Annotated in this window: 25 protein-coding genes and 1 tRNA gene; 10 read left to right on the top strand and 16 right to left on the bottom strand. The window is 39.3% G+C overall.

Annotation, left to right across the window (positions count from 1 at the left end; genetic code table 11):
* Positions 1-150 precede the first annotated feature (150 nt).
* The 6 genes from flgE to EXT43_RS06645 all read right to left on the bottom strand — a co-directional run bounded on the left by flgE (position 151) and on the right by EXT43_RS06645 (position 5,029).
* Positions 151-1,518: a flagellar hook protein FlgE gene (flgE, locus tag EXT43_RS06670; protein ID WP_058586421.1), complete on the bottom strand. Its 1,368-nt coding sequence runs from the start codon at positions 1,516-1,518 to the stop codon at positions 151-153.
* A 52-nt stretch (positions 1,519-1,570) separates the two neighbouring features.
* Positions 1,571-2,251, bottom strand: a complete 681-nt coding sequence (locus EXT43_RS06665; protein WP_062566777.1) for a flagellar hook assembly protein FlgD — start codon at positions 2,249-2,251, stop codon at positions 1,571-1,573.
* Positions 2,252-2,264: 13 nt separating this feature from the next.
* On the bottom strand, positions 2,265-2,696 hold the full coding sequence (gene flgC, locus EXT43_RS06660; RefSeq protein WP_054562219.1) for a flagellar basal body rod protein FlgC: 432 nt from the start codon (positions 2,694-2,696) through the stop codon (positions 2,265-2,267).
* Between the two features lie 2 nt (positions 2,697-2,698).
* A complete protein-coding gene (gene flgB / locus EXT43_RS06655; RefSeq protein ID WP_054562220.1) occupies positions 2,699-3,109 on the bottom strand; it encodes a flagellar basal body rod protein FlgB in 411 nt (136 codons plus the stop codon).
* Between the two features lie 135 nt (positions 3,110-3,244).
* Positions 3,245-4,075: a protein-glutamate O-methyltransferase CheR gene (locus EXT43_RS06650; protein ID WP_054562221.1), complete on the bottom strand. Its 831-nt coding sequence runs from the start codon at positions 4,073-4,075 to the stop codon at positions 3,245-3,247.
* A 21-nt stretch (positions 4,076-4,096) separates the two neighbouring features.
* Positions 4,097-5,029 (bottom strand): chemotaxis protein, encoded by a 933-nt coding sequence (locus EXT43_RS06645; RefSeq protein WP_054562222.1) that lies wholly within the window; start codon positions 5,027-5,029, stop codon positions 4,097-4,099.
* Positions 5,030-5,171: 142 nt separating this feature from the next.
* On the opposite strand from EXT43_RS06645, the gene flgA reads away from it, so the two are divergent.
* The 3 genes from flgA to EXT43_RS06630 all read left to right on the top strand — a co-directional run bounded on the left by flgA (position 5,172) and on the right by EXT43_RS06630 (position 6,699).
* On the top strand, positions 5,172-5,876 hold the full coding sequence (gene flgA, locus EXT43_RS06640; protein WP_054562223.1) for a flagellar basal body P-ring formation chaperone FlgA: 705 nt from the start codon (positions 5,172-5,174) through the stop codon (positions 5,874-5,876).
* Between the two features lie 78 nt (positions 5,877-5,954).
* Entirely contained in the window at positions 5,955-6,275 is a 321-nt protein-coding gene (flgM, locus tag EXT43_RS06635; RefSeq protein ID WP_054553314.1) for a flagellar biosynthesis anti-sigma factor FlgM, read from the top strand.
* Entirely contained in the window at positions 6,268-6,699 is a 432-nt protein-coding gene (locus EXT43_RS06630; RefSeq protein ID WP_130166620.1) for a flagellar protein FlgN, read from the top strand. Before flgM ends, EXT43_RS06630 begins: the two co-directional genes overlap by 8 nt.
* A 275-nt stretch (positions 6,700-6,974) precedes the next feature.
* Here EXT43_RS06630 and EXT43_RS06625 read toward each other — a convergent pair whose 3' ends face one another.
* A complete protein-coding gene (locus tag EXT43_RS06625) occupies positions 6,975-7,433 on the bottom strand; it encodes an LPP20 family lipoprotein (RefSeq protein WP_054562225.1) in 459 nt (152 codons plus the stop codon).
* 110 nt (positions 7,434-7,543) lie between these two features.
* Between EXT43_RS06625 and EXT43_RS06620 the strand changes: the two genes are divergently transcribed.
* The gene (locus tag EXT43_RS06620) at positions 7,544-8,734 is read left to right on the top strand and encodes a flagellar assembly protein FlgT (RefSeq protein ID WP_130166619.1); all 1,191 of its coding nucleotides are present in this window, start codon (positions 7,544-7,546) and stop codon (positions 8,732-8,734) included.
* On the opposite strand, the gene EXT43_RS06615 is transcribed toward EXT43_RS06620, so the two are convergent.
* On the bottom strand, positions 8,717-9,616 hold the full coding sequence (locus EXT43_RS06615; RefSeq protein WP_130166618.1) for a LysR substrate-binding domain-containing protein: 900 nt from the start codon (positions 9,614-9,616) through the stop codon (positions 8,717-8,719). The genes EXT43_RS06620 and EXT43_RS06615 overlap by 18 nt on opposite strands.
* Positions 9,617-9,725: 109 nt before the next feature.
* On the opposite strand from EXT43_RS06615, the gene EXT43_RS06610 reads away from it, so the two are divergent.
* The 6 genes from EXT43_RS06610 to EXT43_RS06590 all read left to right on the top strand — a co-directional run bounded on the left by EXT43_RS06610 (position 9,726) and on the right by EXT43_RS06590 (position 16,987).
* Positions 9,726-10,454 (top strand): glutathione peroxidase, encoded by a 729-nt coding sequence (locus EXT43_RS06610; RefSeq protein ID WP_062566773.1) that lies wholly within the window; start codon positions 9,726-9,728, stop codon positions 10,452-10,454.
* 232 nt (positions 10,455-10,686) lie between these two features.
* The gene (gene nhaD / locus EXT43_RS06605; protein ID WP_082422933.1) at positions 10,687-12,120 is read left to right on the top strand and encodes a sodium:proton antiporter NhaD; all 1,434 of its coding nucleotides are present in this window, start codon (positions 10,687-10,689) and stop codon (positions 12,118-12,120) included.
* A gap of 181 nt (positions 12,121-12,301) precedes the next feature.
* Positions 12,302-13,366, top strand: a complete 1,065-nt coding sequence (locus EXT43_RS06600) for a zinc-binding dehydrogenase (RefSeq protein ID WP_130166617.1) — start codon at positions 12,302-12,304, stop codon at positions 13,364-13,366.
* A 785-nt stretch (positions 13,367-14,151) separates the two neighbouring features.
* Entirely contained in the window at positions 14,152-14,283 is a 132-nt protein-coding gene (locus EXT43_RS20900; RefSeq protein WP_276319704.1) for a hypothetical protein, read from the top strand.
* A gap of 322 nt (positions 14,284-14,605) precedes the next feature.
* Positions 14,606-16,093, top strand: a complete 1,488-nt coding sequence (locus tag EXT43_RS06595; RefSeq protein WP_130166616.1) for an ATP-binding protein — start codon at positions 14,606-14,608, stop codon at positions 16,091-16,093.
* 30 nt (positions 16,094-16,123) lie between these two features.
* Entirely contained in the window at positions 16,124-16,987 is an 864-nt protein-coding gene (locus tag EXT43_RS06590) for a hypothetical protein (RefSeq protein WP_130166615.1), read from the top strand.
* A gap of 82 nt (positions 16,988-17,069) precedes the next feature.
* Here EXT43_RS06590 and EXT43_RS06585 read toward each other — a convergent pair.
* The 8 genes from EXT43_RS06585 to EXT43_RS06550 all read right to left on the bottom strand — a co-directional run bounded on the left by EXT43_RS06585 (position 17,070) and on the right by EXT43_RS06550 (position 24,138).
* Positions 17,070-17,144 (bottom strand) — tRNA-Arg (locus EXT43_RS06585).
* A gap of 117 nt (positions 17,145-17,261) precedes the next feature.
* Complete coding sequence (locus EXT43_RS06580) at positions 17,262-17,927, bottom strand: FlgO family outer membrane protein (protein WP_130166614.1); 666 nt, start codon at positions 17,925-17,927, stop codon at positions 17,262-17,264.
* A 3-nt stretch (positions 17,928-17,930) separates the two neighbouring features.
* On the bottom strand, positions 17,931-18,605 hold the full coding sequence (locus EXT43_RS06575) for a FlgO family outer membrane protein (protein ID WP_130166613.1): 675 nt from the start codon (positions 18,603-18,605) through the stop codon (positions 17,931-17,933).
* Between the two features lie 14 nt (positions 18,606-18,619).
* A complete protein-coding gene (locus tag EXT43_RS06570) occupies positions 18,620-19,213 on the bottom strand; it encodes a FlgO family outer membrane protein (protein ID WP_055020737.1) in 594 nt (197 codons plus the stop codon).
* A gap of 54 nt (positions 19,214-19,267) precedes the next feature.
* Entirely contained in the window at positions 19,268-19,870 is a 603-nt protein-coding gene (locus EXT43_RS06565) for an SPOR domain-containing protein (RefSeq protein ID WP_165385088.1), read from the bottom strand.
* A 13-nt stretch (positions 19,871-19,883) separates the two neighbouring features.
* Positions 19,884-22,850, bottom strand: coding sequence for a hypothetical protein (locus tag EXT43_RS06560; RefSeq protein WP_130166611.1), 2,967 nt, complete (start codon positions 22,848-22,850; stop codon positions 19,884-19,886).
* A 20-nt stretch (positions 22,851-22,870) separates the two neighbouring features.
* Positions 22,871-23,662, bottom strand: a complete 792-nt coding sequence (locus tag EXT43_RS06555; RefSeq protein ID WP_062566767.1) for a fimbria/pilus periplasmic chaperone — start codon at positions 23,660-23,662, stop codon at positions 22,871-22,873.
* An 8-nt stretch (positions 23,663-23,670) separates the two neighbouring features.
* Entirely contained in the window at positions 23,671-24,138 is a 468-nt protein-coding gene (locus tag EXT43_RS06550; protein ID WP_062566766.1) for a DUF4402 domain-containing protein, read from the bottom strand.
* Between the last annotated feature and the right edge of the window lie 2 nt (positions 24,139-24,140).

Here is a 24,140-nt window from a genome sequence, read left to right as displayed (position 1 = left end):
CACTAAAAATACGATAACTAAGAAATGCAATAAAAGTGCCAAAGTAAAATTGACGCTAAAATAGAAGAGAAAAATGAATAATTAGAATGAAAAAAGGCTGCCAATAGAGGGAGCAGCCTTCGTGTCGGATTAAGCTTAGAGCCGTTAAAATTAACGGATCTGTAGGATGTTTTGCTGTAGTGTTGAGTTAACCTCAAGCGCACGTGAATTTGCTTGGAAGTTACGCTGCGCACTAATCAAGTCAACAAGTTCGTTAGTTAGGTTTACGTTTGATTGTTCAAGCGCAGATGAGTTAATTGAACCCAAGGTACCTGAACCTGGTTCGCCAGCAATAGGCTCACCTGACGTTAAACTCTTCTTCCAAGAAGTATCACCCACTTGTTGTAAACCCTGTGAGTTCGAAAAGCGTACCATGGCAACTTGACCTAAGAATGAAGTGTCACCATTACTGTATGAAGCAACAATTTTACCGTCAGAACCGATATCGATACCTGATAGACGACCTACAGTCGCACCATCTTGTTCCAGTGCTTTTACTTCAAAGTTACTAGCATATTGAGTAGGTACTTTATTCGCTGTTGCCGCTTCATCACGCCAGTTCATCGTTACATCATCAGGGAAACTAGCACCATTAGATAGTAAGTCAGATAAACCTGTCGCAGCGCCTGCGCCATTTGGTAAAGTTAATGGGTTAAATGATGCATCAGTATTAGCAACACCATCCGTGTTAAGTGGTAAACCACTTGAATCAAATTGGAATGTAGTTAGTGGTGTATAAGGCGTTGTTGTTTGCTCTACACCACTTGCATCAAATGGTTTTTCATCCAGTGTGGCGTATACTTGCCACTCATTGTCATTACCTGTCACAGCTGCATCAGTTTTAACGAAGAAGAACTGTAAAATATGTGGCTCACCTAATGAATCATACACAGTTGTTGATGTTGAACTATTATATGTAGCACTTGATTCAGGATCAAACGGTGTCACTGTTGGCGCAGAGGCACGTGAATCAAGGTTAAATGATGAATAAACATTCGTGGTTGCACGCGGTGAACCTGATGCATCAGGAATTTGTAACGCTGAAGATGTACTTAAGCTAACAGAAGTGGTATCACCGGTTGCTTCATCAACAGGGAAACCTTGTAAGTAGTTACCGCTTGCATCAACAATGAAGTTATCCTGGTTTAGTTTAAACGCACCTGCACGAGTATATGTGAAGTCTTGCGCGCCTAGGTCATTCGCCATTGCGAAATAACCTTCACCAGTGATCGCTAAGTCAAGAGAGTTATTTGTGAAAGATAACGAGCCTTGGTGGAATTGCTGTGCCACCATTGTCGTTCTTACACCGTCACCATTTTTTGTTTTACCAGAACTAAATACTGATGATGCGTATACATCAGCGAACTCTGCACGAGACTCTTTAAAGCCCGTAGTATTAACGTTAGCAATATTATTTGCTGTAACGTCTAAATCTTTTTGCGCGGCTGCTAAGCCTGTTAATGCTATATTGAAGCTCATAACTCACCTCTAACCTATCTCTTAGCCTAAGCTAACCCAAACCTTTTTTTACTTATGCGATTTCAGCTATATCAGTTAGCCTAACCGCACCCTCTTTTGTATTTACGATAATGCCGCTTGCGCCATTAATATTGACACTTTCAATATTCTTAAAGGTCGCCATTGGCATACTGCTGTAGTCTCCATTTACAAAGCCTTCAGCACTGATGTCATATTCACCTTCAGGTAGCACATTGCCATCATTGTCTTTACCATCCCATTCAAAACGAAGTGCACCCGCTGACTGAGAACCTAATTCAATGGTACGCACTAACTGGCCTGATGAATCCGTTATTCTTAGCGTTAAAGATTCAACAGCGGTTTCTGCAACCACCGACCCTTTAGCTAGATTTTCGCCATCAAAATCAATGGTGTCAGACTCAAGTAACGCTTGCTTACCAACGAGCGTTGAAGCCTGTAACGCAGAGTTAGATGTCATTGATGCAGTCAGTGATTCAAACTTCTCATTTAAGTTTGAAATACCCTCAGCCATAGTGAAATTCGTCATCTGCGCAATCATTTGATCGTTGTCAGCAGGCTTGCTTGGGTCTTGAAACGACAACTGTTGTGTTAAAAGTGAGAAGAAGTCTTCTTGCGTTAAAGTATCATCTTTCTCTTCTGTTTTATTTTGATTGTCTTGCCAACGTAAATTATCTAAATACGTTGATGACGCACTGCTGATGTCGTTACTCATAACTTATCCTCGGTTACCGCTGCCCAAGCAACAGTGTTTTACTTAACATTTGCTTAGCTGCATCAGCAACTTGCACATTTGTTTGGTAAGAGCGAGAGGCTGAAATCATATTTGCCATTTCTTCTACAACATTAACGTTAGGTTTGTAGATATAACCATTTTCATCCGCACTTGGGTGGTTCGGGTTATATTCAATTTGTAGAGGTTTATCACTCTCTACAATGCCTAACACTTTAACGCCAACAGAAGAGCCCTGAGGATTGCTTTGTGATGCTGACGCTTTAGTCAACTCTGCAGCAAAAACAGGGTGGCGCGCTCGATATGTCTGATCTTGGCTAGAACTAATCGTATTCGCATTCGAGATATTACTGGCAGTAGTATTTAAGCGAACATTTTGCGCGCTCATACCGGTTGCTGAAATATCAAAAACATTATACAAACTCATGATTAAGCTCCTTGACTACCGAGGGCTTTTTTAAGGCCTTTAATTTTACTACTCATAAATTGCAGGCTTGCCTGATACTCTAATGAGTTCTGTACATACAAGTTTCGTTCCACTTGTATATCGACTGAGTTACCATCACCTGTATCTGCTTGATTTGGCGTACGAAACATTTCTGCGCTGCCAACAAAACGACTGCCCCCGGCAATATGTTTAGCATCGGTTCTTACCATGCTATTGCCGCCTTGTTGGTTGCTTTTTGCCGCTTTTAATGCCGAGGCAAAATCGATATCTTTCGCTTTATAGCCCGGCGTATCAGCATTAGCGATATTTGTCGCTAATAACTCAGCGCGTTGTGAACGGATCAACATCGCATGAGGATGAACACCAAATGCTTTATCAAAACTGATAGCCATAACCATCTCCAAAAAATTGACTCTGTAGTGGTTAATGCAAAAGCTAAGCCAAAAATTCAGGAGCAATTTAATTTATATAAGAGACTGAAAAATAGGTAAATTTAGCAACCTAAGGGCTAGGTTGCTAAGGAGAGTTTACTTTTTCTGATAGATGATACCCGGGTTACAACGAACCATATCAAAGCTATCACTTAAGCCCGCCATTGATTCTGACGCACCTAAAAACAGGTAACCTTTCGGGTTTAAAGCTTGAGCAAATTGCGAAATGATTTTAGCTTTTACTTCTGGTGAAAAGTAAATCAACACATTACGGCAAAATATGATGTCAAACTTGCCCATTAGGGCATATGAATCGAGTAAGTTTAAATGTCTAAAGCTGACCATTTTACGTATAGGGTCAACTACCTGAGCCATTCCATTACCGCTGTCCTTGAAGAACTTTTGACGACGCTCCATCGACAAGCCACGAGCAAGGGCTAGTGAGTCATACTCAGCATTCTTGCACATATCAAGCATGGTATTAGAGATATCAGTGCCAATAATTTGCGCACCCATCTTTAATACGCCTGGATTTTTAGATTGGAACTCGGCAACAGACATGGCAATTGAGTACGGCTCTTGTCCTGATGAACTTGCCGCTGACCATATTTTTAGTGGCCTACGCACATCTTTAAGCTCAGGAAATAGTTTTGTTTTCAATAACTCAAACGGATATTGATCACGAAACCAAAGCGTTTCATTGGTTGTCATCGCATCAACGACAGCGGCACGAAGCTGCCTCTCATGAGGGCTTAGTGTTTTACTTACCAACTGTGATAAAGACTCAACATTAAAACGCGCCATAAGCGGCGCAAGGCGGCTTTTAACTAAATAAAGTTTATTATCGCCAAGCACAATGCCACATTGTTGCTCTAAAAAAGAGCGGAATTGATCGTATTCGCTTTGTTGTAAATGCTTATTTTCCAAAGTAATACCACCTATAAATAATTAATCACAATGAACCCACTTCTTCACAGCTGTCGCTAATTCATCTGGGTTAAATTTTGCAATAAAATCATCAGCACCCACTTTTTCGATCATTGCTTGGTTAAACACCCCACTTAAAGAGGTATGCAAGATCACATGCAAAGGTGATAATTTTGGATCAGCCTTAATTTCAGCGGTTAAGGTATAACCGTCCATTTCTGGCATTTCTACATCAGATATTAATAGACCAACACGTTCAGTAATATCATTTTGACAATCGAGCTGAGCAATCTCTCTTAAACGTAAAAGCGCTTCTTTTCCGTTTTTAGCTAGTTCAGTTTGTACACCTAGAGGTTCAAGCGCACGCTTAACTTGGTTTCGAGCTACTGCAGAGTCATCAGCAATAAAGACAATACGCTCACCTAAGTCACGCTGAATCTCACCTTCACCAACTACTTCAGCACTCACTTCAGTGTTAACTGGGCAAATTTCGTTTAATATCTTTTCTACATCGAGAATTTCAACTAATTCGTTTTCAATCTCAGTGACCGCAGTTAGGTAAGAATAACGTCCGGCTCCCGAAGGCGGCGGCATTATTTTTTCCCAGTTCATATTCACGATTCGTTCAACGCCACCAACTAAAAACCCTTGCACTGAACGGTTGTACTCAGCAATGATGATAAAACTGTCTTTGATATTTTCAATTGCAGGGCCACCTACAGCCATCGATAAATCAATAACAGAGATAGTTTGACCACGGATATGCGCAACACCGCGAATGTACGCATTTGATTTGGGCATGTTAGTAAGTGGTGGACATTGCAGAACCTCTCTTACTTTAAACACGTTTATACCAAAGCGTTGTCGCCCTCTGAGTTTGAATAATAGTAATTCAAGGCGGTTTTGCCCAACCAACTGAGTACGCTGGTTAACTGAGTCTAAAATGCCTGCCATTTCAATCTCCTAAAGATAAACAATCAGAGCTGGAACAATAATTGCCTTCTTTGTGTTAAAGCTACATAAGGTTACAAAGCGTCTGTTTTTTGACGCAAAATATTTATACCTTGTTTTCAACCATAAGCATAGTCGAAACAATATGAGTTTGTTAAAAAAAAGCCGAAGATACAGTGTTTTTTATTTTCTTACTAGCCTGTTGTTTACAACACAACTACAGGCAGAAGTTTATAATACCGAGCAACTTCAACAAATCGCCATCGATTTTGTTAGCGAGCAGCTCCCTGATCTGGACACCACACCTCAAATTAGTGCTTTACCATTAGATAGTCGCATTCCTGAGAGGTTATGTGAGTCACCAATTAACAAAGAGTTACCAACTGAGCCTCCTTTTAATCGGCAGGTAACTGTACAACTTAAGTGCCAAGATTTAAATAGTTGGACTCAATACGTTCACGTGCGCATTATTGAGCTCGAACCTGTGGTTGTTGTTACCACTAATTTAGCCCGTGGAGAGGTCATTCGCCCTGAACATTTACGCCTCGAAATGAAACCTAAACAATTTGTTAGAACACAATATGTTCAAGATGAGGCTATACTTATTGGCAGTCGCAGTAAGCGCAATTTACGTGACGGCACACCTATTGTTATGAGCCAGGTTTGTATGGTTTGTAAAGGCGATAATGTAACTATCTATGCTTCATTACGCGGCTTAAGAATTAAAACCACCGGAATTGCTCTAGAAGATGGCACGTTAGACGAATTAGTACGTGTAAAAAACAAAAAATCAGGTAAAGTATTAAATGCACGTGTGGATGGGGTCGAGTCTGTACAAGTAAATATTTAATTTTTTATATTTATGCTAAAGTATCCGCTGTGCCCGCCGATATAAAGGCATATGTTGGGTAATGTATAGGTCAAAATTATGGTAAGCAATGTCAATAATGGTCAACAACAGCCTTCTGTGTTGACAAATACCAAGCAAAAAAAGCTTGATTTACAAAAAGATAATGCTAATGCAGCCGCTGCAAAATCGGCCGCACCAAAAGCAAGTGCAGATTCTGTTAGCTTAACTCCTCAAGCTAAACAGCTAAAATCTTTGCAAGAAAAAGCAGAGCAATCATCTGGCTTTGATAGCAATAAAGTGGCTGAGCTGAAAAAAGCAATCAGTGAGGGTAAATACCAAATTGATGCTGAAAAGCTAGCAAAGAACATCGCTGCATTCGAGTTTGATGTCTATGGCTGATCATAATCATTTAATAGCTAGCAAATTAACACAACAAGTTTCGTGCTTGGAGTCTATTGCTGCGCTGTTAGATGATGAGTTGACAGCCATTGCTGCAAAGCGTGGTGACGGATTAAAGAGTATTGCCCAACAAAAAATCTCTTTGCTCCAACAAATTCAAACCATTGATAAAGAAGTGCAAAAGCTTGTTGCGCACAACGAATCGCAAGATGACGAAGTAAATGCACTCATTAAGCAAGTAAATACTCTCCTAGCAAGCTGCAAGAAGAAAAATGATGTAAACGCTCACGCGGCTCATCAAGCACAGTTGAGTGTTAAGCAACTTAAAGATATTTTAATCGGTGCACCATCATCGATGACCTACGACCAAGGCGGCAGCGTGATTCAAGGCGATAAGAAAATCGTTCACAACTTGAAAGCCTAAATACTATTTCATTAAAAAAGCGCGATAACTAAGTTATCGCGCTTTTTTAATGCTTGCAGAATTTGCTGGACTTATACGGCAAGCAATAGGCTGCAGCTAGACTTATACCAATCCGCTTAATTAAGTAGTCTATTTTGAGGCAATAAAACCTCGTTGATAACAAGGCAAAAATTTCGTTATTTAGTTGTTCTAAATGAGAAATTTTTAACGCAGTTAGCGACAGGTTTTATCCCTCAAAATGATTAAGTATTATTGCGGGTTGGTATTAGTTGCACCTAATAATATGTTACTTTTTTCACTTGGCGCGGTTTTACTTCGCCGATGTATAAATCGTGCACTCGCTTCATATCGAGCTGTAATTCAGTTGCGTAGGTATCCCCTACTGCATAGGTTTTAATAACCTGTGCACCTTTGATCACACCTTGTACTTGGCTTTGTAATTGATCATTATGAGCAATGCTGTTTTGCACTGTAGTGCCTGCGGAAATTCTTTGCCCGTAAACTTGCTCAGCGAGCTCGCGGTAAGCTTCAAGCTTTGAGGCTTTAATCGCAAGTAGAGTACGCTGCGATTCATTGCTACCTGGTTGAGCACTAATTGGCGCATAACCCACGGCTTTTAACACTGGGTAGCTATCTGGCTCAATGTAAGTGTATTCTACATGTTTATCAAAAATACTACTGCAGCCGGTTAATGCTGCGCAGGCAACCAGCCCACCGAATAGAAGTGCTCGCATAATTTGCTTCCGCTTAAAACTCTTTGGCTACAAATATGCACGTTTAATGCCACTGTGGTACAGTCCTTGCTCATTTAGGTTATTCATTGGTTTTAATGCTAGGTGTCAGCATGAAAAATAAAACAATAGCCAGCTTAAAAGGCCTTGGCTTAGCCTTTACAATTTTGTTTTCTAACAATAGCTTAGCTCAGTGGTTTGAATCTACAGGCCATGCAGTTGTAAAAAATGGCGATACGAGCCAAGCCAAATCTGCCGCCATTAAAGACGCCATAACTCAGGCTTTAGTCTTTTCTGGCGCTCGAGTAAGCTCTGTACAGACACTAGTTGACGGGGTTTTGACGCAAGATCAGCTGAAAATAAGCAGCCATGGTGAAATCCAGAAAATAGAATTGATCAGCGAAGATCGCCATAACGACACCTATGCCATCACGCTTCGCCTCGATATTTTTGCCCAAGCAGAAGAATGCCCTGCAAACCAATACACCAAATTTATTGCCGTGACACAAAGCCAACTCGCCAATCGCGAGCAAGCGCGTATGGGCCAAATTTTTGACGTAAACAAAGCCATTAGTGAACACTTATATGCCAGCTTAAGTAATACGCAAATGGCAGCTAAACCGACAGCCTATTACAATATGCCGTTGCGAGTAGATCATTTTTTCACTCAGCAATACGATTACAGTAATGCACTACTTGAAGAGATCACTAGCCGCAGTAACTCGCAATATGTATTACTGAGCCGTATTCGTGATTTATCGGTTAACCATAAGATCAACAACGATTATGCATTTTGGCAAGATGATAGTTTCAAGCGTGCATACAAAGTAGATTACGTCTTATTTGATGGCACCACTTACGAAAAGCTCTGGCAAAAAAGCTACCAAACAGAAGGTATTTGGCCGTATAAAAAGACTGAGATCATCGATGTATATAGCGACCGATTTTGGGCAACTGACTATGGCCAAGCTATTAGCGATATAAACCAAACCCTAACCTATGACTTACAAGCAGCCATGGCCTGCTTACCCACGCAAGGTAAAATACTGCATATCGAAAACGACAGACTAATCATCAACTTGGGTAAGGCGCATGGGCTTGAGCAAGGGCAAATTTTAAATATAGCCCATCATAATTACCTAACGGATGCACAGGGTAATAAGCTTCCGCACAAAATCACCACACTTAACCAGGTAAAAGTGACTCAGCTTTATCAGCAATCAGCGGTTGCCATGAGTATAGATAAGCAACCACTACCTAACATTCAAATTAACGATATTGTTGAATTAGCTGCTAGCGAGTAAATGAGCTTGTAGGCCTTGATGAGCATTTAGCCAACTAGCTAATTGCTCAACACCAGCTATATGTGGGTAGTGCTTACGAGTTGCAATGACAACTTGGCGTTGCTGATTAGGTGTTATAGCTAAGTACTTCACTCCTTCACGTGGTGTACATGCAAGCTTAGGAACAAAGGTTACCCCATCATCCATTGCTACCAAGGCGAGTAAGGTTTCAATACTGTTACCTTTATATTGGTTCGAGACTTCAACCCCAGCTGAAAAACAAAATTGCTCTGCTTGCTCTTTAAAGCAATGCCCTTCGTTTAACATTAATAAGTCACATTCATGTAATTGAGCTAAGGCAACTTCGATATGTTTTGCTAAAGCGTGTTGCTCAGAAACCGCAACTAAGAAGTCTTCTTTATAAAGCGGTGACACATGATAAGGCGCTAAATCAGCCACATCAGCAACAATTGCAATATCAATCTCACCATTATCAAGGGCCACCAGCGTTTGCGCTGTTTGCATTTCTATAAATGAAAACTGGGTTTCACTAAAGGCCTGCTTCATAGAAGTTAAAAGTGTTGGCAGTAAATAAGGTGCAATGGTAGGAATAATACCGACATTGATTTTACCCTTTAGTGGGTCATGTGAGCTGGCGGCTATTTCTTTAAGCACTTGGGTTTGATCTAGGATCAGTGTGATCTGTTTAAGAAGTTGTTCACCTTGCACAGTCAACGTGACCTGCTTTGTTGAACGGTCAAAAATAACAACCCCCAGCTCTTGTTCAAGCTTTTTAACTTGCCCGCTTAATGTCGGTTGGCTGACATAGCAAGCATCAGCTGCTTTTCTGAAGTGCTTGTATTGCGCAACCGCTTTTACGTATTCAAAGTCTTTTAAATTCATATCACACCACCAATAGCTTTTACCTATCACACTAATACAAACAAACGATTGGAGCTATCATAAATTAAATCGCATAATGGCACTCAACAAATCAAGAGGAATCAAAACAATGTTAAACAATATCGAAGGCCAAAAAGTACCAAACGTTACATTCGCAACACGTGTAGACGAGCAGTGGAAATCAATGACCACTGACGAAATTTTTAAAGGTAAAACAGTTGTGCTATTTGCATTACCAGGTGCATTTACACCAACATGTTCATCAACTCACTTGCCACGTTATAACGAGCTTGCGGCTGTATTTAAACAAAACGGTGTTGATGACATTGTATGTATTTCTGTAAACGATACCTTCGTAATGAATGCATGGGCACAAAACCAAGAAGCGCAAAATATCACTTTATTGCCAGACGGCAACGGCGAATTTACCGACGGCATGGGTATGCTAGTCGATAAAAACGACTTAGGTTTTGGTAAGCGCAGTTGGCGTTATTCTATGCTGGTAAAAGACGGCGTTATCGAAAAAATGTTTATCGAGCCACAAAAGCCTGGCGACCCGTTTGAAGTATCTGATGCAGATACCATGCTTGAGTACATTAACCCAGCACAGGTAAAACCAGAATCAGTGAGCATTATCACCAAGCCTAATTGCCCGTTCTGTACAAAAGCTAAAGCGTTACTAGAGGCGAAAGGTTATGTGTACGAAGAAATCGTATTAGGTCAACACGCTTCACTAACTAGTTTAAAAGCGATTTCTGGTCGTGAGACAGTGCCGCAAGTATTCATAGGCGGTGAGCACATTGGTGGCTCTGACGATTTAGAAAAACACTTTGCATAACTTTCAAGTTGGGGCTGCTAATTGCAGCCCTTTATTATTTTAAAACCACAACACATTGATTAAATTATAAATTACACAACTGGTCTGCTCTCGCCATCACCCGTATTTATATTCAAAATACCAACATCTTAGTTACCAATTTGTTACATAAAGCAAAGAATGAATCTAAAATGTCTGCAGCTACATTTACTTAAACCGTAACGAAATTAAGATGATTTAATTGGAATATACAATGAAAAAACTAACACAAGGATTGCTCCTTTCCTTGCTATGTTTCGGTGGCCAAGCTCATGCTGCGTCAACTGGTACTATCGATTTACTCACCCACCCTGTTGGCATTATCTGCCTTGTTATATTTATCTTTGCTTATGTGCTCGTCATACTCGAAGAAAAAATTCACTTACGCAAATCAAAACCCGTATTGGTTGCAGCCGGGATTATTTGGACCCTTATTGCTTGGCAGTACAGTGCACAAAACTTATCTGATCTTAGCACCGACGCATTTCGTCACGCCTTGTTAGAATTTTCGGAGTTAATGCTATTTTTGCTCGTTGCGATGACCTATATCAACGCCCTAGAAGAGCGTCGTTTATTTGATGGCCTAAGAAGCTGGCTGGTTGCGAGGGGCTTTAGCTACAAACAATTATTTTGGATAAGCGGTGTACTGGCATTTTGTATTTCACCTGTAGCCGATAACTTAACTACCGCCCTACTTTTATGTGCAGTGGTAATGAAGGTAGCAGCAAATGATAACCGCTTCATTGCTATGTCGTGCGTCAATATTGTAATAGCCGCAAATGCCGGTGGCGCATTCAGCCCATTTGGTGACATCACGACACTGATGGTTTGGCAAGCAGATGTTGTTGCCTTTACCGAGTTTTTTGTTTTATTCCTACCAGCTTTAGTCAGCTATATTATTCCTGCATTTGTTATGTCTTTATTTATCAATAACCGTCATCCGGATACGGCCGATGAAGATATTGAACTTAAACGCGGTGCGCTTCGCATATTGTGCTTATTCTTACTGACAATACTCACCGCGGTGGTGCTAAAAACCGCCTTTGGTTTACCACCGGTTGTGGGCATGATGATGGGTCTTGGCTATTTACAGTTTTTTGGTTACTTCTTACGCGTGACACTCCCCGGCTCTCTTGCCAGAAAGCGTGCGATGGCAGAGCGCGAAGGTGATAAAGAACGCTTATCTCGCTTAGGTAATGTTGTTCCTTTTGATGTATTTAGCCGTGTATCGAGAGCCGAGTGGGACACGCTCTTGTTCTTCTATGGCATCGTTATTTGTGTTGGCGGCTTAGGGTTTATCGGCTACTTAGCTCTGCTTTCTGACTTACTTTATAACAACTGGTCTGCTACCGGTGCGAACATTATTCTTGGTTTAATGTCAGCGGTAGTCGATAACATTCCAGTGATGTTTGCAGTATTACAAATGATGCCTGATATGTCGCACGGTCAATGGCTGCTTATTACGCTAACAGCAGGAATTGGTGGCAGCCTGTTATCAATTGGCTCTGCGGCAGGAGTTGCACTAATGGGTCAAGCGCGAGGGATATACACCTTTAATAGCCACTTAAAATGGTCGCCGGTCATTTTACTAGGTTACTTTGCTGGTGTTTTAACTCATTTATACCTCAATACAGCCTACTTCGGCTAAGACTTAATAAAGTAAAAACCCTTATCACTTTAAGGGTTTTTACTTTAAAGATTCCACAATGAGCAGTTTATAAACAGACATGTCGTAATAAGCTGTGTTTTTGTCGTAAAAAGTCAAGATTAAGGCAGGCGCTTTACTTTAGTCTAATAATTCACAATTAAGGTGAATTGAGGACACATATATGAGCCAAATGAATTCTGTTGCCATGCAAAATGGCAAGCTGCATGTAAAACAAATTGATATCCCTACACCTGGACCCGGCCAAGTACTGGTAAAAAGCCTAGCTTGCGGCATTTGCGGTTCTGATATTCATATAACCCGCCACACCAGCGATGTATTCGATATCTATAAAAACCTTGGCATCATGGCTAAAGATGCAGGCGATGACCAAGAAGTATTATTAGGCCATGAGTACGCGGCAGAAATTGTTAGCTACGGTCCAAATACTAAAGGCGAATTAGCGAAAGGCACCCGTGTAACCTCAGTGCCAATTTTACTTTCTGCGGGCGGCGCTGGCGTAGGTGTAACCCCTGGGCTATATGGTGCCTATTCTGAGTACTTTATTGTTGATGAAGCCTTGCTATTACCTATTCCTGATGCTGTTCCATCAGAAGCAGCAGCCATTACAGAGCCACTTGCTGTTGGCCTGCACGCAGTGAACCGCGCACAAATGAATAATGATGATGTAGCTATTGTGGTTGGCTGTGGCCCAATTGGCCTTGCCGCGATTGCCGCGTTAAAGCTTCAAGGCGTAAAACACATCATTGCCTCTGATCCACAAGAGAGCAAAAAACAAATTGCCCTTGAATTTGGTGCCACAGAATATGTTAACCCTATGGCGGATGATGAAGTTGCTACGGCCACAGCACTTGCGGGTAACAACAAGGTCGTTATTTTTGAATGTGCCGGTGTAAGCCGCTTATTGAACGACTACATTTTGCGTGCACCAGCAAAAGCAAAAATCATTGTAACAGGTGTACATACCGCGCCACTAAATGTTAACTTTGCCTATGCCACAGTGAAAGAGTTAGACCTTATTTTCTCTTATTACTACCAGCCAGAAGAGTTTGCACAATCACTTGAGAACATCGCGTCAGGCAAAATTGCATGGCAAAAAATGCGTACTGGTAAAGTCGGCATAGACGGCGTACAAGGTGCATTTGATACCTTATTTAAACCAAACGACCATATCAAAATCATCATTGAACCATGGCGCACAGGCGAGCTTGAAAAAGTAACGGGTTAATTTAATTAGGGGTTGCAGAGGTAACTTGGTAGCCCCTACAACTACCGAATCTATAAATTAAATGGCTGTTTAACAAAAGATAAAAGCAAAATAAATTGATGAAATGTAAATAACCACGTAACTAAAACTTCATCTATGGCCTATAACCCTAATTCGATGTTAAGAAACCTGAAAATCAAACTGCGCATTAATTGCGCATTTAATCGTATACAGCAGTGTCGACTGCGCAAACTCTTCAAAACCTTATCTTATTAACTTCCAAGCCAATCAATATGTAGTTATGTTTTTTACCTGCCAGAAAATTTAACAATTTTTAACTCTGAAACAGTTTCTGAATTATTAAATGAAAACTTAACCAGAGGCGAAAACTGTAAGAATCGACAGTATTGACGAGTAAATAGCCAGCACTGATAATGAAACTCTGTGATGGTGAACCACTTAACGGCAATTGAGGCCGGACAAGTCGTACCAAAACAGAATTAGATATGGTTGCCTAAAGTAAAATACTTGGCAACCGATCTTCTCATTTGAAATGACAAATTCCCCTTCAGTGGTGAGCCAATTAACGGCAATTGTGGCCGAATGAGTCGTACCACTGAAAGTTTCTACAAACTACTCATCCGCACTTACCAGAAAAAATATCCAGTCCAATTAGAAGGAATTCGCTATTAGAACAAGCGCGTTTTGTTGCTGATAATAGCGACTGGCAAGCTTACACTCTAGCTATGGGCGGTTTAAATACTAAAAGTAAGGATAGACCTATAAAGCTTCATTACGATGTTAACGTGAATGAAGAGACAGGTGAATGCTCACAAAGCTATTACGATGGTGAGCTAATCCAAAAAATAAAAGGTCTTTGGTTCGCGGGTAAAACCTTTGTTACTCGCTTCTACCAATGGCGTTTAGAAAAAGCATAACAACATTACTTTAAATAGCTAAAGCCCAACTATGAGCTTTAGCTACCAAGTCATACTTAAAGCATTGGATTGATGCTTTTCAGAAGACCTAAAGCTATAAAACGAGCTTTTAGTAGTTCAAATCCTCTACCAAACTTCAAAAATAACCTTTAGCTACCTACTTGCCAGAATGGCAAGAAAGCTCTTACTTGGAGTTCTGTAAATAACTGTACTAATTAATTATAATTTATGTAGTAAAACAAGTTTAAAACATTGAGCCTAATTGACTTAATGTGATTCATGTGCAAAAAATCATAAAAGTTACGAATAAAGGAAAGAGTTAATGCATGATTATAAGTTTCACACATTAAGCCCTAGAGATTTTGAATATCTCTCAAATGATTTAGTAGGCGCCAAGCTAAAGGTGGATGTGAGAAGCTTTGCGACAGGAAGAGATAAAGGAATTGATGGTTGGCTTATTGATAAAAATCAATTAACTGTAGTTCAGTCTAAGCACTGGGAAAACACTAAAAACTCAGTATTGATCTCTAGACTAAGAAATGATGAACTACCAAAAATAAAAAAGCTAAAACCTAAGCGTTATATCTTATCTGTTTCAAATGATTTAACGGTTGATCAAGTAAAGCAACTAATAAATGATTTTAAACCATATTTGAAAGAGGATGATTTACTTGATAGGGGCAAGATAAACAAATTAATTTCTGAAAACCCTTCCATAGAAGCAAACCACTATAAACTTTGGTTTAGTAGTACTAACATACTTAATGAAATGATTAATTCCGACCTACACAATCAGACACAGTTTGAATTGGAGGAAATAAAAAAGTCAATTAAAACATACGTTAGAACCAGCAATTACTATAGTTCAAAAAACAAACTAGATCAGAACAACTGTATAATAATTACAGGTGCACCTGGTGTAGGAAAAACCACATTATCGAGGGTTTTAGTTCATGAACTAATTGTTGAAGAAGAAAAAAGAAATAAATGCAACTATGAATTTATATACATTGATTGTATTAATGACTTTAACAGAGCATACAAAAGCAAACTAAAGCAAATATTTTTATTCGATGACTTTTTAGGAAGAAATTACCTATCTGAGGTAAGAAACAGTGACGATAGAAAATTAAAAGAAATCATCGATAGGATAAGAAAATCAGCAAACAAAAAGCTGATCCTAACGTCTAGAGTATCTATTTTAAATCAGGCTAAAAATATTTCAGATGACTATGACAGCTCAACGTTCATTTCAAATGAAGAATTAATTGACGTTTCAGATCTATCAAGAATAGAAAAAGCAAAAATACTTAGCTCATACTTCTTCAATACAATGAGTACTATAAAAGAAATTGGTGAGTGTACAATTGAAATTGAAGATTTCACAAATCAAGATTTTTATTTGAAAATTATTGATCACAGAAATTATAACCCTAGACTTATCGAACACATATTAAACAAAGATAATTTCAACGCTTCCAAACACACATCTTTTAAAAATTTTTCTTTAGCCGCCTTAAACAACCCATCTAAAGTTTGGGAAAAACCAATAAAAAACAATTTAAATGATATACAAAGAGAGATTCTATATTCGGTTATATTTACTAAAGAAAGAACAAACCAAGAAAAAATTTACGATCTAACTTTAAAAAATAACAATATAAAATCACAGGAATTCTTCGACTCATTAAAAGTTATGAATGAATCCTTTATAAGCATTTCAATAGACTCATATAATTGCAATAGATACATAAAACTACTTAATCCATCAATAGCAGACTTCCTGATCCCTAAACTAATTAACGAGTAACCATCAGAACTCGCTAGTTTAATTGTAAGTATGGGTAGCTTACTTGACATATACACGCTCCCAAACAATATGGAATTAAAGAGAGAGAAAAATAAGTATATAAACAAACATTTATTTTTTAAAAAACTAGTAGAGAACTTAAAAGATAAAATAAAGTTTGATAAAGAGACCATAACACTAAGCATTTATGCGCTGAAGAATGCTAACAGTGAAAAAAATAATTGTTCTGAAAGCCTACTGCTTGACAAGATAATAGAGAATACAAGCACAATAACCCAATACAAGCAAATAAGCGAAATACTTGAAATAACTAAAAAATTTAAACACTCAAAAGAATTTGATTTTGAAAAGTTGAGTAAAGAACATCTAGATTTATTAGATGACCATGATGAACTTGCTGATTTTTCATTCTTCTACAACTCAAATACAACAGATTGGCATTTAGATAAAGAAATTGAATACAAGGCTATAGAATACTGGAGTAGTAACCTCGAAGAAAAGTTAAAGTCAGAAATAAGTTCAGATGACTTTATTAATGATGACATCATTGATCATTACAATCAGTTTGATGAAGTTGATGAAGAAAGCGTAACTGAAGAAATATATGATGAAGTAGAAAAAATTGTTTTAGATATTTGTAATGAATACGACATCAATATACATGAAGATGACATCTTATCATGTTTTGATATTGACAGTTATTCTGAAAGCTTAATAGATGAAATCCTTAACACTCTTGAAAATACTGTAAAACATGAGATTGATGAAAATCAAGGCACACTTGATTTGGAGTTTGAGGATGAAGATGAAGATATAGATGATGAAGATATAGATGATGAAGATATAGATGATGAAGATAGCGAAGATGATGAGATTAGGAACCTATTTTATTAAAGATGAAATTTAAAAATCGCTACAAATATGCTACACCAAAATAAAAAACGACAGGCAACAACCAGTAAACTATTGATTTAATTGGTAGCCCCTACAGGAATCGAACCTGTAACTGCCCCTTAGGAGGGGGCCGTTATATCCATTTAACTAAGAGGCCACTCAAAAGCTGAGGTAAAGCTTACAGCTTACAGAAAATTATAACGGTCTAAGGCTTTGGTAATCAAGAGAATAAACCAATCGACTTGTTAGTAAGCCGATTGGCAAAGTAATGTGGTTAGTTAACGCTAGCCGTTGCTGATTTGATTGACTCATTTTTTAGCACAAAATAAGGGATCACTTTTTGTGCGCTGGCAATAACCAGCTTTGAGTTTAAATTAATTACTCGAGCATTCACTTCAACACCTTTTGGGCGGTATATCAGCGTGCCTGTAAGTACATGGCTCGCGATGCGACGCTCGGCTAACTCTTCTACATCTCGCGACATCACAAAATCACCACGTGAGGTCACACTAATGATATCCATCGCTTTAAAATCAACAACGCCAAAGCCAAATTTTTGCAGCTGGTGCATCATTGTTTCAGAGAGTTGATTACCAAGTTGAGAGCTATTTTTTAGGCTCGCATCTAAATCAACAAAGCTAGTTATGGCTATTCCTAACTCGCTTTCTTGTTGCATGGTATCCACTAACTCAAGGGCCATTTGCTCGACATAATTAACAACGGTTTTATGATGTTGATAAGGCACAAATAAACGATGGTTAGCGTTATCCTGCTGCATATCATTTTGTTCAAGCGCTTGTAGCATAGCAACGTAATCGACTTGAGTATTTGCTGATGCAGGTACATTTTGAGCTGTATTTTGCGGCTCTGCTGATTGCTCTGGCAGCAATTGGCAGCCAGATAGTGCGAGCGTTAACGATGCTAAGATAAAACCTTTCATAGCTTACTCACTTGCTTGTTTTAGTGTAATACCATCACTGCGGTTGGTACTATCAAGGGCATCAACCACTGATTGCGGGATAAAACCTTGCGCTGACCCTACAACTGCTTTGCTTGCTAAACCAACAATGCGGGCATTAACGAGCACACCACTTTGATGATTAACCAAAGTACCTGCCAATACATAATTGAAGTTTTGGTCTTGGCTAAGCTCTAAATAATCACGACTGAAAACATAATCACCAGTTGGCGTGACACGCATATAATCCGTGGTTTTAAAATCAATGACAGGCACACCAAACGCATGAAGTTCATGAATGAAGCTTTCGGCAATTTGATTACCCAGCAAATTTGTTGAGTTGTAATCTGCATCAAGGTATATGAAGCTTGAAACAGCAACCGGCGTGCTATCACTAACATATTGCAAGTTTTCAACAAGATCCTGCATGATGCCACGTACATAGTGATTGATATTTTTACGAGTTGGGGCTGCTGTAAAAGTGCTGTTATTCATTACCGCCTGATTGGTTTGAAACACACTGTCATTACTATGCGGCGCGGCAACTTCTCTTTGCGCAGCTAACTGAGGATCATTTTCGTGTTGTGTTGCATCACCAGTTAACATTGACGAGCAACCAAAGCCAAACGGCAAACATAAAGTTAAAATTAAACGTTTCATTAAATGAGTTCCTCTTAATATTCGCTTCGATACAACTGGCCATCACGTTGCTGAACTTTTTCAGCGCCCCACATCACATTGATAGGGATCTCGGTGCTTGCTGCTGATACTATTCGCAGATCTTTGGTATTCACTAATCGGGCATTTACTATGTAGGCATGTTGTTGCCGCGTCAGTGTGCCGGTAATAACAAAGTCAATATTCTGACGTTGACGTAAGGTATTTACATCACGACTAAGTACACTATCGGCCGATTGCTGCAAATTTAAAGTATTTTCTAATCGATACTCAATGGTATGAAAACCAAGCTGAGTAAATTGCGTTAATAAACTTTCTTGAATTTGCTGACTCAAGCCACTGCCCTGATCTTCAGCTAAATCAGTACCTAAGCCATCAGCCATATAAAAACTGGTCACAGCAATACGTGCATTGCCTTTGTAAGGGCCTTGAATACGGCTCAGCTGACTACTTAAATCAGCAACGTATTGATGCACCGTATAAGGTGCCATCGGCGATTTTGGGGTTTCTCTAGGGGGCGTTTTTTGTGGCTCTTCAGTTAAGCTACAACCCACCAACACTAAAAAAACTGAATAAAATAACAGGCGCATAATTGCCATCCTCACTAAACTTAGTAAGTACAAAGCAATAATTATGCCTAAGTATTATTGTTGATGGGATAAATCAAGCGGATTCTGTACATAATGTGATACCAAGCATGCCACCCCGACTGATGCTAACTTTTTACAATCATTAGCTGCTTGCTGCTTTTGTTGATATGCACCAATTTTCAAACGATGAAAAGTGCTGCCATTCACTGTTACTGACTCTACATTAGCAATAAACTGGCCATTAAATAGCGCCGGCGCTTGTTTTTTAATTTCAGCAAGGCGAGCTGTTAGTCGAGGTAATTCTGTTACGGAAGCAAGTTGTAGTGCAAATTTGGCTGTAGGCTCAGCTATAAACTGAGGTGCGGTTACAGATGACTTTTTAGTCTTTTCAGGCTCAGTTTGCTGCGCATTTAGCAAAGTAAGTTGTTCAGTGAGTAAGGTTAATTCACTTTCTATTGTCAGCAAGCGCTCAAGCTCTGGCTTCATCGCTTGGAATTGTTGATGCGACTGCCTCAGCTCTATAAGCTCTTGCTGGCTAATTTTTACTAAGTTTTCTTCACTCACTTGTGGCTCTGACATGCTTTGGCAACCAATGATAGGAGTAACCAGTAAGACTAACCATACTTTCTTCAGATTTTGAAAAGTAGTAAAAACCATAATTTGCTCCTTGCTAGTGTTGAACATGCTGTTCTGTTACATGGCATTTAATTGCTTGTGATATTAGCTGCACACATTGCTGCTCAAGCTCGTTTGCATACTGTGGGTCAAAGCCTATCGCAAGCGTGTAGTGTGCATTTGCTTTATCGTGTATATAAAAAGCGTTATGTAACCCTTGCTGTAACAAACGCTGTTTCACCAATGAGTAATACACCTTTAAAATTTTCAGTGAATTAAACTTGCCAATACTCGCTATATATCCTTGGCGCTTTTCGAGTGGTCGCAAAGTAATATCAACCCCCACCAGCACATCACCTTTAGGCGATAATTGTATTTTGTGTGTTTGAGCACTGGTCAGTGATTTTTGCTCTTGGTATTGCTTATCAACAACCGCTTTATACTTACCGGGTTTAATATCAGTAAACAAGTAATAGCCATCATAAGCCGCTTGCGTAGTAGCTACATCATTACCTTGTTCATCCACTAAAGTAATTTGGGCATAAGGTTGAACATTAGAGCCTTGCTCTGTTTGCTGATAAACAGTACCTTCTATTTCGCTGGCATTATTTACTGGGTAATCCATGTACTCAACAAAACCTGCTCGTGGTGTTATGGAGAAACCATCGTGGGCGGGGATCATAAAAGGGTCAGAAAAACTGTCACGATCTAGCACTATATCTGTTGTGCGATTAGCTGGCATAGCTGAAAGAATCGCAATACCTTGTTCATCGGTAATAGCTTGGCGATAATTTTGTAAGCCTTTTACTTTAACACCCGCCAAGCCTTTTTCATTGTAGTCTTTAAGGCCATTATCATTTTCATCTAAAAACACATTAACCATCAAACTACCAGTATTGGTCAATGTTCGATTACTCATAAATGGCTGATTATATTGACTATCAAAACCAAAACTAAATCGACTATTTAAGCGAATTTGCCATTGATCATTGCTGTCGTAATTAACATTACTGCTTAAGTTAATCCTGTCATTTTGCCACGTTAATCCTAATTCGGCAGACTGAACATCGTAATCTAGAGAATCCCTTAAAGTTAGTTCTGTTTGTAAGCTTGGGCCTAAACTTCTGCTAAACTCAGCTTCATAACTCACTATTTCACTAACCGGAGAGAGTCGATAATTAACCCCAAATCGACTATACACTCTACCTAGGCGTGTTTGTAAACGCGTCGTACCATCAACACTTTCTTGCCCAACACTTAAGTCTTGCCACTGCAATAAATTATTTATAGAGACGTTTGCATAGCTGTAATTTAAACGGTTATAAATTTGCTTTAAATCACCACTTTGTGCATGTTGAATCAGAAAGTTGTTCTGATAATTAAGCCGCCCAAAATCATTTTTCATCAGCTCACCAGACATATCAAACTGATAGCTTTTCAGCGTTATATCTCGACCATTCTGATTATCAGTACGGTTCGTTGCGCTGAATAGCAAAGACTGATCAGCCAATTTAGTTCTTGTAGTTAATTCAAATTCTCTTTGTTGTTGATTGTTTTCTTCATATTCCAGATTAACCAAAAACCTGTCTAACAAGCTAAGGTTCGTTCCTAGAGCAACATGATATAGCTCATCTTGCTCTCGTTTTTGCGCCATGAAGCCTGAATACATGGCAATGTTATCACTCACACCATATTGGTATCGCCCTGCAGCAACCCAGCCCTTGTTGGCACTGTAGTTACTGCTGCCAAGTAACTGCTCACCTTGCTCTGAAACAGATAGCTCATAAACAGCTTCCCCTTGCTCAAGCTGCGTGCCATCAATGTAGTAATATTCAGTTTTTCGCTCTACTTGTCCTTGTGGGCCATAAAAGATCAACTCAAAGCTGTTTTCACCAAACAGTAAATCAATATCAGCAAAAACATAGCGACCATCAGTCAAGCTCAGCTGCTGATCAATTAAAATGCCATTACGATATAATTCAACATCCCAACCTGGCTGTACTGCACCAGTTAGATTCACCCGATTATTATCAATAGCTTGCCCTAGTTGATAATTCGAAATTTTAACCCCGCGACCGTATTGGTTGTTATAACGGCTGCCAACTTGCGTAGCTGTGACATCACCTACTTCAATAAGACTTGCAGCAAGTGGACCTAACAATTGATTATTCACATCTTGCTTAGAGAAAGTTAACCTTGAGTTATTCAATAAATCACTTTCACGACCCGATAAAAAGTATTCCATCGTTAAATATGCAAAATCTTGCGAGCCAAGTAATGAGTAACTTGCCTGACTGCCATCATTATCTTGGGTGTAATTCAATTGTAAGTCAGCCACAGGGACAGATAAGGCCTGATATGGGCTTGGTTTCCAAGGTAAGGTTGCTTGTTTTTGAGTACTATAGCTTTGCAGTTGTTTTTTATGACGCTGCGCTTGGGCGACAACCGGATAAACAGACTCAGTTTCAATATGTAGCTCTAAGCTTGCGTAGTCAGAGCGGTGCTTAAATTCTAAAGCCTCTGCAAGTACTGCTGCCTCAATATAAATATCATCGTCAACACTAATTTGTTGCTCAGTAAGCTGCCACTTTTTGTTATCTGTAATCAGCTCTTTTTGAGCTGTTAATTGAAAGGTTTTATTAGCGTTGATGAACCAACCTTCTGCACTCTCGGCTGATAAATCGACATTGATTGCTAATTGTAAGATATCAACTAGCCCTGAAAGCCCCAGCAATATGTCTTGATCAGACTTAAGGGCAAAAATCTCACCGAGGTAATTTTCATTTAAATAAATTGAAAATAGCAAAAACTCCCCAGTCGCAATTCGCTGCTGGGTGTCTAAGGTGTCTGCAGAATGATTGACAGCAGGTGTATGCTTTGATTGTGGAGCATGAAGCTGTTCGCCATTTAGCTTAGCCTTTATGGCATTGAGTCTAGCTAGTACATCCTCTGTACTCACAGTCGAATTAGCAAAGCTAATAGGGTTTAATAGCATAAGCCCTAACGCAAATAAGCGATTCATAAGTTTTTTCGCATTAATCCCTAATGTCGAATAGCAAATGAATATGAGTCAAAAACTATACCTTCATACTCATCAGCACCTTCATATTTAATCTCAATAGGCCCTTTCTTCGGTAGTTTTTTATCGGTAAATAGAGCTAGGTAAGCTGTTGTTTCATTGACTTCAGGGTACAAACTCAAGTTACCAATTTCAGCGATTTTCTCTTGTTTACCCGCTGTATTAGTTGCATACGCACTGAGCCTCCCATAACTACTAAAGCCTTGGCTTTCGGTTAACTTAACTGCAAGACTAAGTTTTTTATTAATAGAGTCTTCAACCAGCTTAACGTCCCTAATTTTAACATTCGGTTGTTCGCCTTGCTCACGATATACAACTGGAATACTAAAACTCATTATCATGTTCACTTTAATACCTGGTTTAGTGCTTTTCACTTCATTGGGTAATGCTTGAAACAATAAGTGAGAACGATACTCCCCTTTAGCCAAATTCTTAGGCTTTCTAATTGCTATTTTAATCGTTTGCCTTTCGCCCGGTGCTAAGCGAATTTGCTTTGGGGATAAACGCGTCATTGGTGAAAGGCTCCTTGCTACAGGCTCACTCAATGTTTGGTAACCACCTGCGGGGAGCGCTAATTTTTCGCTCCATACCACGCGATATGTTCTATATTCATCTGAGCTATTAATGACGGTGACTTTTGCGCTACGTTGGCGCTCATCAAATGAAACCCGCGTTGGTGAAATAAGTAAATTTGCTGTTGCATATTGACTGAATAAAACAAAAAAGAGTCCACATAAAAGACGTTTTGCGAACATATCTATCCTTAGTAATCGACCGATATTTCTAAATAAGTTGAAGAAGAGTAATGACCATCTGCGTATGCTTTAGCGCTACGATCTGTTGTTAAAATACCGCCAATAAATACTTTTGCCTCACCAAACTCATTGGTGATCACATATTTAGGAAAACCATTAAGGCGCACAGAAAACTCAGCACTCGTGTTGCCATCTACATCATGTATTAAGTCAACTGGAGCAACTAGATTCATAGTTAGTTGGGTTCTGGCAGGAAAGTCAGTAAGTAATAATTCTGCTGGGTGGCCATTTTCAAGTACATAAACTGAGCCCTGAGTATTGATACTGCCATCATCTTTGACAATTACAGAGCTGGTATTTGTATTAGCTAAAATAACAAGAGTGCCAAAATCAAGCGCTTGTTGCTCTGTGCTCGCTGCTTGTAGAGGCAAAGAGAAAACAGAAAATAGCACAGTGGCTAATAGCAAAAAGCGCATAA

The organism is Pseudoalteromonas sp. CO109Y, from assembly GCF_004208935.1.
GTDB classification, from domain to species: domain Bacteria; phylum Pseudomonadota; class Gammaproteobacteria; order Enterobacterales; family Alteromonadaceae; genus Pseudoalteromonas; species Pseudoalteromonas shioyasakiensis.
This window is presented reverse-complemented; position numbering and strand designations above follow the sequence as displayed.